Annotated in this window: 11 protein-coding genes; 6 read left to right on the top strand and 5 right to left on the bottom strand. The window is 74.6% G+C overall.

Annotated features, from left to right (window positions below; translation table 11 throughout):
* Window positions 1–287, bottom strand: a 287-nt coding sequence (locus AWQ70_RS36770) for a BadF/BadG/BcrA/BcrD ATPase family protein (protein ID WP_281197193.1), incomplete at its 3' end; no start/stop codon positions are given.
* Window positions 288–355: 68 nt separating this feature from the next.
* On the opposite strand from AWQ70_RS36770, the gene AWQ70_RS36765 reads away from it, so the two are divergent.
* The 4 genes from AWQ70_RS36765 to AWQ70_RS39680 all read left to right on the top strand — a co-directional run bounded on the left by AWQ70_RS36765 (window position 356) and on the right by AWQ70_RS39680 (window position 7,166).
* Window positions 356–1,507: an anhydro-N-acetylmuramic acid kinase gene (locus AWQ70_RS36765; RefSeq protein ID WP_067186804.1), complete on the top strand. Its 1,152-nt coding sequence runs from the start codon at window positions 356–358 to the stop codon at window positions 1,505–1,507.
* 185 nt (window positions 1,508–1,692) lie between these two features.
* Window positions 1,693–2,313 (top strand): hypothetical protein, encoded by a 621-nt coding sequence (locus tag AWQ70_RS39685; RefSeq protein ID WP_157530907.1) that lies wholly within the window; start codon window positions 1,693–1,695, stop codon window positions 2,311–2,313.
* 93 nt (window positions 2,314–2,406) lie between these two features.
* Window positions 2,407–6,921, top strand: a complete 4,515-nt coding sequence (locus AWQ70_RS36750) for a cation-translocating P-type ATPase (RefSeq protein WP_067186799.1) — start codon at window positions 2,407–2,409, stop codon at window positions 6,919–6,921.
* A gap of 101 nt (window positions 6,922–7,022) precedes the next feature.
* The gene (locus AWQ70_RS39680; protein ID WP_157530905.1) at window positions 7,023–7,166 is read left to right on the top strand and encodes a hypothetical protein; all 144 of its coding nucleotides are present in this window, start codon (window positions 7,023–7,025) and stop codon (window positions 7,164–7,166) included.
* Window positions 7,167–7,250: 84 nt separating this feature from the next.
* Here the strand turns inward: AWQ70_RS39680 and AWQ70_RS36745 are convergent, their stop codons facing one another.
* Both AWQ70_RS36745 and AWQ70_RS36740 read right to left on the bottom strand, forming a co-directional pair.
* The gene (locus AWQ70_RS36745; protein ID WP_157530903.1) at window positions 7,251–8,510 is read right to left on the bottom strand and encodes a hypothetical protein; all 1,260 of its coding nucleotides are present in this window, start codon (window positions 8,508–8,510) and stop codon (window positions 7,251–7,253) included.
* A gap of 165 nt (window positions 8,511–8,675) precedes the next feature.
* The gene (locus AWQ70_RS36740) at window positions 8,676–11,822 is read right to left on the bottom strand and encodes a bifunctional cytochrome P450/NADPH--P450 reductase (RefSeq protein ID WP_067186794.1); all 3,147 of its coding nucleotides are present in this window, start codon (window positions 11,820–11,822) and stop codon (window positions 8,676–8,678) included.
* A 173-nt stretch (window positions 11,823–11,995) separates the two neighbouring features.
* Between AWQ70_RS36740 and AWQ70_RS36735 the strand changes: the two genes are divergently transcribed.
* Both AWQ70_RS36735 and AWQ70_RS36730 read left to right on the top strand, forming a co-directional pair.
* Window positions 11,996–12,562 carry a TetR/AcrR family transcriptional regulator gene (locus AWQ70_RS36735; RefSeq protein WP_067186792.1) on the top strand — a complete coding sequence of 189 codons (567 nt, stop codon included), beginning with the start codon at window positions 11,996–11,998 and terminating at the stop codon, window positions 12,560–12,562.
* Window positions 12,563–12,638: 76 nt separating this feature from the next.
* Window positions 12,639–13,442 (top strand): SAM-dependent methyltransferase, encoded by an 804-nt coding sequence (locus AWQ70_RS36730; protein ID WP_067186790.1) that lies wholly within the window; start codon window positions 12,639–12,641, stop codon window positions 13,440–13,442.
* Window positions 13,443–13,451: 9 nt separating this feature from the next.
* On the opposite strand, the gene AWQ70_RS36725 is transcribed toward AWQ70_RS36730, so the two are convergent.
* Window positions 13,452–13,955, bottom strand: coding sequence for a MarR family winged helix-turn-helix transcriptional regulator (locus AWQ70_RS36725; RefSeq protein WP_067186788.1), 504 nt, complete (start codon window positions 13,953–13,955; stop codon window positions 13,452–13,454).
* 78 nt (window positions 13,956–14,033) lie between these two features.
* Window positions 14,034–14,909: FUSC family protein (locus AWQ70_RS36720; protein WP_174552460.1), on the bottom strand; the 876-nt coding region annotated here is incomplete at its 5' end.

The following is a 14,909-nucleotide window of genomic DNA, read 5'->3' as shown; positions in this document are numbered from 1 at the left end:
CGCCCGGGCAGGCCGCAGGCCCGCCACGCCTCGGCGGCGAGGGCGTCGGCCCGCTCCGGCGCCGATCCCGCGCCCGCGAGGGCGAACACCCCGCCGGCGACCCGGTCGCGCTCGAGGCCGGCGAGCGCGCCCTCCAGCGCCGAGCGCAGGCTGCCCGCCGGGTCCGCGGCGGAGAGCACGTTCGCTCCCGCGCCGCGTCCCCTGCCGGCCACCCGGCCCGTACGAGTCGCCACCACGCAGCGGGTTCCGGTGCCGCCGCCGTCGACGCCGATGACCAGAGTCGTCACACGCTCTCCATGTGTAGATAATCTTCCAAGAACTATATTCCTATGAAGAATCCCGACAAGGAGCAGGCGTGCGGGTGCTCGGACTGATCTCGGGGACGTCCCACGACGGGATCGACAACGCGGTCGTGGACTGGACCGTCGACGGCGACGTCCTCCACGGCGTGGTCGAGCACGTGGGCGCGCGGCCGTACGAACCGGAGCTGCGGGCCGCGATCGTCGCCGCGCTGCCGCCGCGCGCGGTGGACATGGCGCAGGTGTGCCGCCTGGACACGCTGATCGGCCAGGCGTTCGCGCGGGCGGCGGACGAGTGCCCGGAGGCGGACCTGGTCTGCTCCCACGGGCAGACCCTCTACCACTGGGTGGAGGACGGCCGGGTCCTGGGCACGCTCCAGCTCGGCCAGCCCGCCTGGATCGCCGAGCTCCTCGGCGTCCCGGTCGTCTCGGACCTGCGCGTCCGCGACGTCAGCGCGGGCGGCCACGGCGCGCCGCTGGTCGCCGCGTTCGACGTGCCGCTGCTGGCCGGGCTGCCCGGCCGCACGGGCGCGCTCAACCTCGGCGGGATCGCCAACCTCACCGTGCCCGGCGCCGGTGCCGCCTACGACACCGGCCCCGCCTCCGCCCTGCTGGACGCCGCCGTGCTCGCCGCCACCGGCATGCCGTACGACGAGGACGGCCGGCTGGCGGCCGCGGGGAGCATCCACGAGGGCATGCTCGCCGACCTCCTCGCCGACCCGTACTATCGCCGCACGCCGCCCAAGAGCACCGGCAAGGAGCTGTTCCACGAGGGATACCTGGCACGCGCGGCGGCGCCGTACGGGCTGGACCTGCCGGACCTGCTCGCGACGCTGGCCGCGCTGACCGGGGAGACCGCGGCGGCCGAGGTCCGCCGCCACCGGCTGGACACGGTGGTCGTCTCCGGCGGGGGGCTGCGCAACCCGGTGGTCATGGACGAGCTGCGGCGGCGGGCGCCGGCCGCCCGGTTCGTCGCCAGCGACGAGCTGGGCGTGCCGTCCGACGCCAAGGAGGCGATCGCCTTCTCGTTCCTGGGCTGGCTGACCGCGCACGGGCTGCCCGGGACGGTGCCCGCCTGCACGGGGGCCTCGGGACCGCGCGTGCTCGGGACCGTCACGCCGGGGCGGGGGCCGCTGCGGCTGCCCGCGCCCCTCGCCCAGCCGCCGAAGCGGGTACGGCTGACCGTCGCGGCGGCTTCCGGACGCTGATCGGCCCTTGGGGCGGCTGAGCCTCCCGGATCCAGAATGGGACCGTAAAAGGACGCGATTAGGGCTTTCCGTAAATGGCGGCCGGGCCAAGTATGGAGATACGGGAGGTACCGACCCGCGACGCGGACGCGTCCTCCCTGCCGTCTTGCCGGGGGACCACTCCCGGGTGGAGGAGGGACTCGATCGTGACGGAGACGCCCCAGACGGGCCGCACGCCTCGTGCGCGCGCGGCCACGACGACGCCCCGGCCCGTGACGAGGAAGCAGCCGGCCGTGGAGAAGCCCGCGGGCAAGCGCACGGCCACGCCGACGACGCCCGCCGGGACGCGCGCGGCCGCACGCACGGCCACGCCCACGCCCACGGCCGCACGCACGGCCACGCCCACGACGCCCGCCGGGGCGCGCACCGCCGCCCGGCCGGCGCCCACGCCCGCCGCGACCCCGGAGGAGCGGCACGACGGGCACGACGGGCATTTCACCCTCAACCTGCCGATGGTCAGCCTCCAGTTCCACCGGCCCCATCTCGGCATGCCGCACATGGAGATGCCGCACGTCAGCCGCCAGGAGGTCGGCCACGCCGTGGACGTCGCGCGGTCGTTCCTCCCGCCGCCCGAGCGGGTCATCTACTACGGAGGGCTCGGAGCCCTGGCCGTCCTGGGTGTGATCGAGTGGCCGGTCGCCGCCGCCATCGGCGTCGGCACGGTGCTCGCTCAGCGCGGGCGCATGGAGGAGTCCAAAGCCTGGTCGCGGGAGCGGCGCGAGACCCCGGCGGCGACCACCGCCGGAGCCGGCCGGACGAGCAGGTGATCCCGCCATCCCGTCCGGGCGGCGCGTCGCGCCTCCGGACCGCCGCCCTCGCCGCCGACCGCCGCCAGGCCCGCACGACAGGCCGGAGCTGACATGAGGCTCCACCGTCTGCCCGCCGTCGGCACGCTGCTCAGCATCCTGCCGGAGCCGCTGCGAAGTTTCGTACCGCGCCCGCGCCGCATCCAGGCGTGCGCGGGCGGAGCACGGATCGAACTGCGCCACATCGGCGGCCCCGCCACGCGGGAGGCCGCCGAGGCGCTGCAGGCGCGCCTGCGTGAGGCGGGCGCCCACCGCGCCGAGGTGAACGGCGCCCTCGGCTGCGTCTACGTGAGCTGCGCCGAGGACGCCGACATGTCCCGGCTGCTGGCCGTCGTCGAGGAGTGCGACACCGCCGGGGCCGAGCCCGGGGACGATCCGGACGACGAGGCGGGCGCGGACGACGCGGGCGGCGCCGGCGAGGACGAAGAGGAAGAGGAGGCCGAGCAGACCGGCGGCGTCCGGTGGGCGCGCGACGGCGTGGAGCAGCAGGTCCACGCGGGCATCGCGCTGTTCGGCGGGCTGGCCGGCACCGGCCTCGCGCTGGCCGGGTTCCTCACCCGCGCGCGGCGGCTGCCGCCGACCGTCCCCGCGTTCGTGCAGCTCGTCGAGCACACGCCCCGCGTGCGGGTGGCGCTGGAGCGCCGCGTCGGCGTGCCGGCCACCGACACCCTGTTCACGGTGACCCGGATCGTCATCCAGACGCTCGCGGTGCGGCCCATCGGCCTCTTCCTCGACTCGATGGCGGCGGCGGGCCGGTACTCCGACGCCCGGGCCGGCCGCCGCGCCTGGGCGCTGCGCGAGGAGGAGTTCGCGGCGCACGAGGGGGCGTACCGTCACCTGCGGGTGCCCGCCAAGCCCCGCGCCGCGTCCCTGCCCCACGGCCCGATCGAGCGGTACGGCGAGGCCGCCAGCTTCGCCGCGCTGGCCGCGCAGGGTCTCACCTCCGTCGTCAGCCGCAGCCAGGAGCGCGGCGTGTCGGTGCTGATATCCACCACGCCCAAGGCGGCGCGGCTCGGCCGCGACGGCTTCACCAGCGCCCTCGTGCGCGTGTTGTCCGAGCGCGGAGGGATCGTGCTGCACCGCACCGCGCTGCGCCGCATGGACCGGGTCGACGCGGTCCTCATCGACGCCGCCGTGCTCGCCACCGGCGGATGGGCGATCGACGAGGTGGTGCCGCTCGCGCCGGACGAAGACCTCGGCGCCCTGCACGCCCGGTTGTACACGCTCCTCGACCTGAAGGACCCGGGGGCCCGGCGCGCGGACGGCGAGTGGGCCGCCGCGCCCCTCTCCGCCGAACGCGAGCGGGAGACGGGGGAGGCGGAACGGCTGTCGCGGTGGCGCGATCGCGGCGTCCGCCCGGTCGAGGTGACCAGGGACGGCACGCCGGTCGCACTCGTGGGCCTCGCCCCCGAGCTGCACCCGCTCGCGGAGGCGCTCGCCGCCGCCGCGAAGGGGACCGCCCGCGTCATCGTGGCCGGAGGGGAGCCGGGCCTCGGCGTCCGGCTCGGGGTGGAGCAGACCGCGCGGGGCAACGCGCACCTGGTCGACTCGGTGCGCGAGCTCCAGCGGGACGGGCACGGCGTCGCCCTCGTGTCGCGCCGCTCCTCGCACGGGCTGGCCGAGGCCGACCTCGGCATCGGCGTCTTCCGGGCCGGCTCGTCCCACGTCCCGTGGGACGCCGACGCGATCGCGGACCTGGAGGGCGTCCACCTGCTCCTGCGCGGCCTGGCGTACGCCAGGAAGGCGAGTGAGCGCAGCGTCCGGGTGAGCCTCTTCGGCGCCGTGTTCGGCATCGGCATGGCGGCGCTGGGCCCGGGCACGCGCGCGATCCGGAGCGCCGTGCTCCTCGGCGACGCCACCGCGCTCGTGACGATGATCGTCGGCGCGATGGTGGGCCGCGGCCTGCGGCGGGAGCGGCCGCCGGCCGCCGCGGAACGTGTCCCCTGGCACGCGATGGCGACGTCCGACGTGCTGGCCCGGTTGGAGACCTCCGCCGCCGGGCTGCCCGAGGAGGAGGCGCTCCAGCGCCGTGGGGCGGCTCCGCCGCGCGCCGCCGAGAAACCGCCGTCGCTGGTCCGGGCCTCCGTGGAGGAGCTCGCCAACCCGCTGACCCCGGTCCTCGCCACGGGGGCGGGCGTCTCCGCGGTCGTCGGCTCCGTCCTTGACGCGCTGCTCATCGCCGGGGTGATGGTGGTGGACGCCCTCCTCGGCGGGGCGCAGCGCCGGGGCGCCCAGCGCGCCCTGCGCCACCTCACCGAGAAGACCGAGGTCCACGTACGGCTGCTGCGGCGCGGCGCCCACGGGGGAGCGACCGCCGACGACCTGGTCCAGGGCGACGTGATCGAGCTGCGCGCCGGGGACGCGGTGCCCGCCGACGCCCGGCTGATCAGGGCGTCCGGCCTGGAGGTCGACGAGTCCACGCTCACCGGCGAGTCCCAGCTCGTCACCAAGACGACGGCCCCCACGACGGCCCAGGCCGTCGCCGACCGCACGTCGATGGTCTACCAGGGGACGACCGTCGCGGCCGGGCACGGCCTGGCCGTGGTCGTCGCCGTCGGCGAGGAGACCGAGGTGGGCAGGACCGCGGAGATGGGCCGCGAGGGGCCGCCGCCGAGCGGGGTCGAACTGCGACTGCGCGCCCTGAGCCGCCGCATCCTGCCCGCCGCGCTCGGGTCCGGCGCGCTGCTCATGGTGATCGACCTGCTGCGCGGCTCTCCGCTCGCCTCCGCCGTGTCGACCGCGGTGAGCCTGTCCGTCGCCGCGGTCCCCGAGGGCCTGCCGTTCATCGCGACCGTCGCCGAGCTGGCCGCCGCCCGGCGGTTGTCCACCCGCAACACGCTGGTCAGGAACCCCGCGACGATCGAGGCGCTCGGACGCGTGGACGTGCTCTGCTTCGACAAGACCGGGACCCTGACCGAGGGGCGCATCAGCCTGGGCCGGGTGTCCGACGGCTGGACCGAGGAGAACGTGGACGCGCTCTCGCCCCGGCTGTGCCCGATCGTCGGCGCGGCCCTGCGCGCCGGCCCGAGCTTCGAGGCCGGCCGGGCGATCCCGCATCCGACCGACCGGGCCGTGGTCGAGGGGGCGACGCGCCTGGGCGTGACCCCGGAGGACGGCCTGCGCCAGTGGAAACGGGTGGACGAGATGCCGTTCGAGCCCGCCCGGGGCTACCACGCCGTGCTCGGCCTCTCCGAGAGCGGCCACCTGCTGAGCGTCAAGGGGGCGCCGGAGGTCGTGCTGACCCGCTGCGAGAGCGTCCTGCGCGGAGGCGAGACCGTGCCGCTCGACGACCGGACGCGGGCGGAGCTGACCGCCGAGGTGGACCGGCTGGCCCGCCAGGGCTACCGGGTGCTCGCGGTGGCCGAGCGCCGCGCCTCCAGCCGGGCCGACCTGGACGAGTCCAGGATCAGCCGGCTGTGCTTCCTCGGCTACCTCGGCCTGTCCGATCCCGTACGGCCCACGGCCAAGCGGAGCGTCGAGGGGCTGGTCCGCGGCGGCGTCCGGGTCGTCATGATCACCGGCGACCATCCGAGCACGGCGGAGGCGATCGCGGCCGAGGTGGGCGCGCTCAACGGGATGCCGGTCATGACCGGGCCCGAGATCGACGACCTCGACGACGAGGCGCTGGTGGAGCTGCTGCCCCGGGTGTCGGTCTTCGCGCGGGTCACGCCCGCGCACAAGGCCCGGATCGTGTCGTGCCTGCGCCGGGCCGGGAAGGTCGTGGCGGTCACCGGCGACGGCGCCAACGACGTGCCCGCGATCCGGCTCGCCGACGTGGGGGTGGCGCTCGGGTCCGGGGCCACCCCGGCCGCCCGGTCGGCCGCCGACATCGTCGTGGCGGACAACCGGATCGAGACGATCATCGACGCCATCGTCGAGGGCCGGGCGATGTGGGGGTCGGTCCGCGACTCGCTCGGCATCCTGCTCGGCGGCAACGTGGGGGAGATCCTCTTCACCGTGGGCTCCAGCCTGCTGACCCGGCGCAGCGCGCTGAACGCCCGCCAGCTCCTGCTGGTCAACCTGCTCACCGACATGCTGCCCGCGATGATGGTGGCGGTGCGCCCGCCGAGCGCGACCAGCCCGGAGAAGCTGCTGGCGGAGGGGCCGGAGGCGTCCCTGGGGGCCGCGCTGACCCGCGACATCTACGTACGGGCCGTGACGACGGCCGTGGGCGCCGGGCTGGCCTGGACACTGGCGCGGATGACCGGGACGCGCGGACGGGCGGACACGGTGGGTCTGATCGGGCTGGTGGGGACGCAGTTGCTGCAGACGCTCTTCGCCGGAGGCCGGGACCGCCCGGTGATGCTGGCCGTGTTGTCGTCGCTCGCCGGCCTCGCCCTGATCGTGTCCGTTCCCGGGCTCAGCCAGTTCTTCGGCTGCCGCCCGATCGGGCCGCTCGGGTGGACGATCGGGTTCGGCTGCGCCTCTGTCGTGGGCTTCCTCGGGCGTATGGCCGAGGGGGCGGCGGTCCGGGCGGTCGTCACACCGGCCACGGAGGCGCCGGCCTCCGACGCCACACCGGTCGCCGGTGTCACGCCGGTCCCCGCCATCGCCGGGGCCGCGCAGTAGCCATCACCTGTTCATCTTCCGTTCACCTTGATGGTGCCTCAGCATCCGTTTATGTGGTGAAATCTGTCCCTAAGTGCTGTTTCACCCCCGTGAGGTATCAAGTGTCCGAGTTCCTGGCTTCCGTGCTGGCCAAGGCGGCCTTCATGCTCCTCGAAGCCCTGGTCATGCGCATCGTCCAGTCCCTGGTCCTGTCCACCATGCGCACGGGAGGGGCCGCGCGGCCGGTGTACTTCCAGGCCGCGTAGGCCCCCGGCCCGCCCCTCCCGTACGGCACCGCGGCGCCGCCGCCCTCAGAAGGCCCTCAGACAGGCTGATCATCGGCTGGCGAATCACTGGCTGAGTCGCCACAGCGCCGCTCGGCCTGCGGAGGTTCCGGCGTCCTTGAATATCGAGCCGAGCGCGTAGATCGTGCGGTCGCGCGACACCAGGTCATACACCACCGCGTGGCCGCCATCCGGTACGGGAATGAATTCCAGCGTCCACCGCCCGCCGGACAGGTGCCACAGACTGCCGCGCTCGCTGTCATACCTGCCCGTAGTGGACCACAGGCCTCCGCGTCCGTCGGGCGCCGCGTCGCCGAACCCGGGCATCGCGTCGCCCGAGCCGGGCTCCGCCGTCGGTCCCCAGAAGCACGTCCACACGCCGGAGACGTTGCGCATCGCCAAGGGCCGCCTCGGGAAGACGTCCTCACCCTCCTCGGCGTCGTGCTCCACCCATTCGAAGCTTCCGAGCGCCCAGAACTCCGCAGGACCGGTCCGCACCGCCGCCTCCACATGGCGGGTGCCGACGTTCCCGTGCTCCGGCTCGGCATCCGACGGCAGCCTCAGGTCCGGCATGGGCACGTCCTGCCAGGCGCTTCCGGTCCACCGTGCCACGCGCGTCCGCTCGCCACCCGTGCCGCCGAGCGGCATCTCGCCCACCACCCAGGGCTCGTCATCGGTGCCGCCCACGGAGTAGCCGGGCGCGGGCAGCGGGGCCGACCGCCACCGCGTACCGTCCCACCGCATCGACTGATCTCCGGCCACCACCCACGGCCCTTGCGCCGAGCTGTGCGGGTCGTCGGGACCGGGACGCAAGTGGAGCGGCACCGTCTGCCAGGCCGTGCCGTTCCAGGCGGACAGTGTCCTGGGGGCGTAGGTGTCTCCCTCGCCCCTCGGATGGGTCACGATCCAGGCCACGTCACGGGAGGCGGCCGCCAGGGCCTGGTCCGCGCCAGGGGCGCTCGGCACCCGCGGCAGTTGCGTCCAGGTCCGGCCGTCCCAGCGGCGGGCCACCAGGTGGTCGCCCATGGCGTCGGGCGTGCCATGGAGTGCCCACAGCGTGCCGTCTGGTGTGATGGTGCCGCCGTCGAGGTAGCCCCGGGAGTCGTCGAGCGAGACCAGCCGCCACCTGGACCCCCGTACTGTGACCGGCCGCAGTTGGTCGGCCTGTCTGGGGACCCCGGGACAGGCGCCGGGCGAGACGGCGGCGGGCTCGGCGATCTCGGCCCGCACAGGAGAGCTCGCACGAGGCGTTCCGGCCGTGTGCGAGCTCGCACTGGCGCTCGTGCCCAGCGCCAGTATGACCAGCACCACCGTCGTTCGTCTCACGCGCGATTCTCCGCCAGGACCTGGAGTGAATGATCACATTGTGCGCGTGGTGCGCCTTCTGTCGCCACCCGCTTGCGGCCGCCCCGCCGCTCGCCCGCACGTAGCCCGGCGGGGACGGCCTGGTCCCGAGCGCGCCTCGCTCGGGGGCGAAAGGACCTCGCGGTCTCAGCCGCCGAAGACGTCCTGCTGGTAGCGGCCCTCCGCCTCCAGTCGCCGCACACCCTCCTCGCCGCAGATCTCCGCGAGCGCCCGGCGCACCGCCGGGGCCATCCGCACACCGTCTCCGCAGACGTACACGTACGCCCCGCGCCCGACCAGGTCCCGAACGCCGGCGGCGTCCGCGAGCAGCGCGTCCTGGACGTACCGGTGCGGGTGGCCGGGCAGCGCCGAGAAGGCCAGGTGGACGTCCGCGTCCCAGGTCTCGTCCCGGTACAGCCAGTCGTGCTCCGGGTGCCGGCAGCCGTAGAACACCTTCGCCGGGCCCGTCCCCGGCAGCAGCGACCGCTCCTCCAGGAAACCGCGCAACGGCGCGAACCCCGTGCCGGGCCCGATCAGGATCACCGGCGTCGCCGGATCGGCGGGCAGGTGGAACGGCGGCGAGGGCACCCGCACGTACCCGTAGAACGTGTCCCCGGGCGCCAGACCGGCCAGGTAGGCCGAGCACATGCCCCGGTACCGCCCCGCCCCCGACCAGGCGGGGCCGTCCACGAGGCCCACCGTGATCCGCACCCGGCGCGGCCCGGCCAGCGGCGAGGAGGAGATCGAGTAGAAGCGCGGCCGGATCGGGCCGCACATCTCCAGGAACGCCTCCAGCGGCAGCTCGACCGACGGGTACCTCTCCAGCAGGGCCGGCACGGACACCCGCTTGGCGAGCACCTCCTCGGCGTAGTCGAGCCGGGCCAGCTCGCCCCGCGTCCACGGGCACTCCGTGAAGGACGCCAGCGTCTCCAGGTCGGACCTGGTCGCGACCTCCTGCAACTCCACGAACTCGGTCAGCAGCAGCTCCACCGGCACCGGGACGCCGAGCGGCAGGTGCGTGCCGCGCTCGCCGTCCTGGCTCAGCCGCACCACCTGCCCGGCGGGCAGCCGCAGGCAGCGCATCGCCCACGCGACCAGTTCCGGGTCGTTCTTCGCGAACACCGCGAGGTGGTTGCCCGCCTCGTACGCCACCCCCTCGGGCAGCTCGGCGACGATCGAGCGCACGCCCGGCCGGGGCCGCTCCTCGCCGAAGTCCCACAGCCCGGCCGCGTCCCGGACCAGCTCCTCGTTCGCGACCACCGTGAGCGGGAACGCCCGCTCGGAGACGACCGCGGGCCGCACCTCCGCCTGCGTCAGCAGCTCCGCGCGGTAGCGGCGTCCTGCGGGCTCCGCCGCCGCGTCCGCGCCGTACCCGGCGGCCAGCGCCGACCACAGCTCCGCCGTCCAGGCCCGCACGTCGCCGTCGAAGTCGCCGGACGCGTCCGCCTCGCCGCGCGCGACGATCGGCTCGGCCCCCGCGGCGAGCAGCTTGGCCTCGACCCTCTTCGGGAACGCCTGGTACGTCGGCCACTGCGTGTTGCCGCACCCCAGCACGGCGAAGCGCAGTCCGGACAGGTCGCCGAGGCTCTCCGCCGCGTCGAAGGCGGCGGCGTTGTCGGGGGCCCGGCCGTTGTAGCTGGCCGCGACCACGACGAGCAGCCCGTCGCGGGGCGGCTCCAGCGCGTCGAGCGTGGTCAGCGTGGTCGCGAACCCCGACCTGCGGGCCCGGTCGGCCACCTGCTCGGCGATGTCCTGGGAGGTGCCGAGGTTCGAGCCGTAGGCGACGGTCAGGCCCACCCCCTGGACCCGGACCTCCGCGCCCGCCTCGTTCTCCTCCTCCGCCGGCGTGGGCCCGGCGTCGAGCCGCTCGGCGGGACGGCGCGGCCGCACCCGCAGGGTGAAGTTGTCCGGCTTGACGGTGAGGGTCTGCTTGATCTCCATCCGGTACGCCTCCGGATCGGAGATCGCGAACCGCTGGAGGACGAGCGCGAGGGCCAGCCGGGCCTCGGTGAGCGCGAACTGGCGGCCGATGCAGGCCCGCTCGCCGTTCCCGAACGGCTTGTACGCGTGGGGGTGGTGCGCGGCCTTGTTCTCGGGCAGCCAGCGGTCGATGTCGAACTCCTCGGGCCGCTCCCACGCCTTCGGGTGCCGGTGCAGCGGCGGCAGCAGCACCACGCATTTGGTGCCCTTCGCCACGGGGTAGCGGCCCCCGATCACCGTGTCCTCGTACGGCGCGAGCCCGATGGAGGGGATGGGCGACCAGATCCGCAGCGTCTCGTCCAGGATCCGCGGGACGACGTCCAGCTTCATGATCGTCTCGTACGTCGGGACGGTGTCGCCGGGCAGCAGCCGGTCGACCTCCGCGTACGCCCGGGCCAGCACGTGCGGGTTGCGCAGCAGGTTGTACATCGCGAAGGACAGCAGGCCGCTGGTGGTCTCGTGCCCGGCGATGAGGAAGGTCAGCACCTGGTCGCGGATGTTGGCGTCCGACAGCCGCTCGCCGGTGCGCGGGTCGGACGCCTCGAGCATCAGCCCGAGCAGGTCGGTCCCGCCGCCGCCACCCCCGCCCGCGCGCCGTTCGCGGATCACGTCGTCGACCAGCTCGCGCATCCGGGCGATGTCGGCCCGGTACTCCTCGTCGGCCCGGCGCTTGAGCCGGGTGACGAACGGGAGCTGCCGGTTGCGCGTCATCGCCTCGGTCAGCGCGTTGCCCATCGACCGCAGGAAGGGGTGCAGCTCGGCGCTCCGGAAGGAGTCGAAGCGGTAGCCGAACCCGGTGAGCGAGATCGTGTCCAGCGTCAGCCGGGTCATGTCCTCGGGCACGTTGACCTCGTCGGCGGTCGCCCACTTCGCGGCCAGCGCCTCGGCGACCTCCAGCATCTGCGGGAAGTACGCCTTCATCGACCGCTGCCCGAACGCCGGCAGGAGGATCCGGTGCGCCTGCCCCCAGACCGGGTCGTCGCCGCGCGCGGTGAACAGGCCGTCCCCGGCGAAGTCGCGGACGATCGACAGTGGCGCGTCGACCGGCTTGTAGAACCTGCTCTCGTCGCACAGCTCGGCGACGAGGTCGGGGTCGTAGACGAACAGCACGCTCCGGTCGAGGATCTCCATCCGGTAGGCGCCGCCCGGGTGGCGCGCGGCCACCTCCTGGAAGAACTCGCTCGGACGGTCGCGCGGGATGCGCAGCGCGTTCCCGACGACGGGCAACCCCCGGAGGCTGGGAACCGACCCGAGTTCGGCCGTCGGATCTGGAGAGGGGACCGCCGGATTCGTCCGGCGGGGGAATCGCTTCATAGATATCGTCTCCACATGCCCCGGGGGGGTATCGGTCAGGGCTTGGTCGTCGCCTGCTCCGGCTGCGTCGGCTGGAGAAAGCGGGAAGCCATCCTCTTCAGGGGATGGAGAAGTCACGCGAGGGGACTCCCCACTGTCAGCCATACGCTGTATGGAAAGCTACCATACGGCGTATGGCAGTAAGTGCGCGGAGGGGGACGCCCCTCTCACCCGAGGAGATCCACGCCGAGGCCCTGCGCCTCATCGACGAGCGGGGGGTCGAGGCGCTGAGCATGCGCAAGCTCGCCGCCGCGCTGGACGTCAACCCGATGTCGCTCTACCACCACGTGCCCAACAAGGAGGCGCTCCTCGACGGCGTACGCGGCCTGGTGCTGTCGGAGATCGAGCTGCCCGCCGACGACAGCTCCGACTGGCGGGAGCAGATCAGGGCGCTCGGCGCGGGGCTGCGCGCCCTGGCCCATCGGCACCCCTCGCTCTACCCCTACATGTGCGCCCACCCGGGGCTGATGCACCAGGACGGGGTGGCCGAGGTCCTCCGCCGGGTGCTGACCGCCGCCGGGGTGCCCGCCGAGCGGCTGGGCGCCATGCGCAACGCCCTCTTCGCGTTCACCGCGGGGTTCCTGCTCTCCGAGATCAACGGGGTGTTCCCCGCGCCCGACGACGCCGCCTTCGAGGAGGCGCTCACCCTCATCGTCAACGGCCTGTCCGCGTACGGGCGGGACGGCTCCGGCGGGACCTGACGGCGGCCACCGGGGGACGGCGCGAGATGATCGTTTATGCGATAGTGGTCTCTCCCGGATCGACCAGGAGTGAGCGGTGACCGAAGAACGTCCCGTCCCGCCCGGTGTGGACCCCAATCGTCCCAGCGCGGCACGCATCTACGACTACGCCATCGGGGGCAAGGACAACTACGCGGTCGACCGGCAGGCGGCGGAGACCGTCTTCGCGATCGCCCCCGAGATGCGGTCCATGGCCCGGCAGAACCGCGAGTTCCTCGGCCGCGTCGTGCGCTTCCTCGCCGAGGAGGCCGGCGTCAGGCAGTTCCTCGACCTCGGCTCAGGCCTCCCGACCCAGCGGAACGTCCACGAGGTGGCACGCGAGGTCGACCCGGCCTGCCGCGTCGTCTACGTGGACCACGACCCCATCGTCGCGCGGTACGGCGACGCGCTGCTGGCCACCGGCGACGGCGTCGCGTTCGTCCAGGCCGACCTGCGCGCCCCCGACGACTACCTCGGCCACCCCGACCTCACCCGGCTGATCGACTTCTCCGAGCCGGTGGCGGTGCTCATGGTGGCCGTGCTGCACTTCGTGCCCGACGAGGACCGCCCCGCCGACGTGGTCGCGCGGCTGCGCGACCTCATGGCCCCCGGCAGCCACCTGGCGATCTCGCACGTGACCAGCGAGTTCCGGCCCGAGGAGATCGGCAACATCGTCGCCGTGTCCGGGAAGGCGGGCGCGCCGTGGGTGGCCCGCGACCGCGCGGGGATCATGCGCTTCTTCGACGGCTTCGACGTCGTCGAGCCGGGACTGGTGACCGCGCCCGAGTGGCACCCGCACCTCGCCCGGCCGGTCGACCCCGGGAAGATGTGGGTCTACGCCGGTCTGGGGCGGCGCGGCTGACCCGTGGTCTCAGCCGAGCAGGCCGCCGAGGCGTCCCTCCAGGGTGACGAGCAGCTCCCCGAGCGCGGCGGCCAGCTCGTCCCGGCGCTCCGCGGCGAGGCCGGACAGCAGCGCGGCCTCGAGGGCGAGCTGCTCGGGCAGCAGCCGGTCGACCAGTTCGCGGCCCCGGCCGGTGAGCGACAGATGGAACACCCGGCGGTCCCGGTCGTCGGCCCGGCGCGCCACCAGCCCGTCCCGTTCCAGGACCTTGACGCGCTTGGTGACGGCGGCGCCGGACGCGAACGTCTCCCTGGCCAGCCGGCTCGGGGTCAGCTCGCCGCCCACCCGGCGCAGCGCCGCCAGGATGTCGAACTCCGGCCGTGTCAGGCCCTCCTCGCCCAGCAGCGCGTCGGAGGCCTGGCGCAGCAGCGCCGAGCAGCGGTTCAGCCGGCCGATCAGAGCCATCGGGCCGAGATCGAGATCGGGGCGCTCCCGCTGCCACTGCCGCACCACTCCGGCGACGACGTCCTCCACGCCAGGCACTCCCTTCCTCCGTCATGGCCCCTGTGTCCGTCAGGCGGGCCTCCCGCACGGTCCTCTCGGACGGTTCCGTCAGGCGGCCCGTGCGAGCGGCAGCCGCGCGGCCAGCTCGGCGAGCAGCCGGTGGCCGTCGCGCTCGGCGAGGGCGACCTCCTGCTCGGGCAGCGCCCGCTGCCACCACTCGCCGGAGGCGACGTCCACCGCCTCGCGGAGCTGGACCAGCGCCTCGGCGAGCTCGCGCCGCACCGCCGCCGCCTCCGGCGCGCCCAGCGGTGAGCCCGGTGGTGAGTCGGGCGGCGCGCCCGCGACGAGGTCGCGCGCCGCGCTCCGCGCCCCGTCAACGCGCCGCAGCGCGCGGTCGACCCGGCCGCCCGCCCTCCGGTTGGTCACCAGGAGGCAGCTCAGGACGCCGAGGGCGGCGCCGACGCAGGTGTCCAGCCAGCGGTCGGCGACGAGCACAGAGCCGGGCTGCCGCACCGCGAACTCGGTCATCAGCAGGGCCATCGGGGTCAGGAAGACGTTGCCCGCCCAGTAGTTGCGGGTCATCGCCGCCTCGGTCAGGAACTGGCAGACGAGGACGGTCGCGATGAGCGCGACCGGGCCGATCCGCGACACCGGCAGGAGCGCGGTGAACAGCACGAGCCCGGCGAGGCTGCCCAGGACGCGTTGCAGCGCCCGCTGCCAGCTCAGCGACGTGTTCGCCTGGAAGACGGACGCGGCGGTGACGACCGCCCAGTACGGATGGCCCACCCCGGCCGCCATGGAGGCCCACCCGGCCAGGGCGCAGCCGACCGCGACCCGCGCCCCGATGGGGAGCAGCGGCGACCCCGGCCGCAGCGCGGACAGCAGCGGACGCAGGCCGCCGCGGGCCCGGCCGGCGGGGAGCCGGGACACGCCGGAGGCTCCGGGCTCCGGCGGAGCCGAGGGCAGCGGGCCGCCGCGGCGCAG

The organism is Microtetraspora niveoalba (assembly GCF_001570405.1).
Classification (GTDB): domain Bacteria; phylum Actinomycetota; class Actinomycetes; order Streptosporangiales; family Streptosporangiaceae; genus Microtetraspora; species Microtetraspora niveoalba.
Note: the sequence above shows the minus strand (reverse complement) of the source record. Positions and strands in the feature narration are given on the sequence as shown.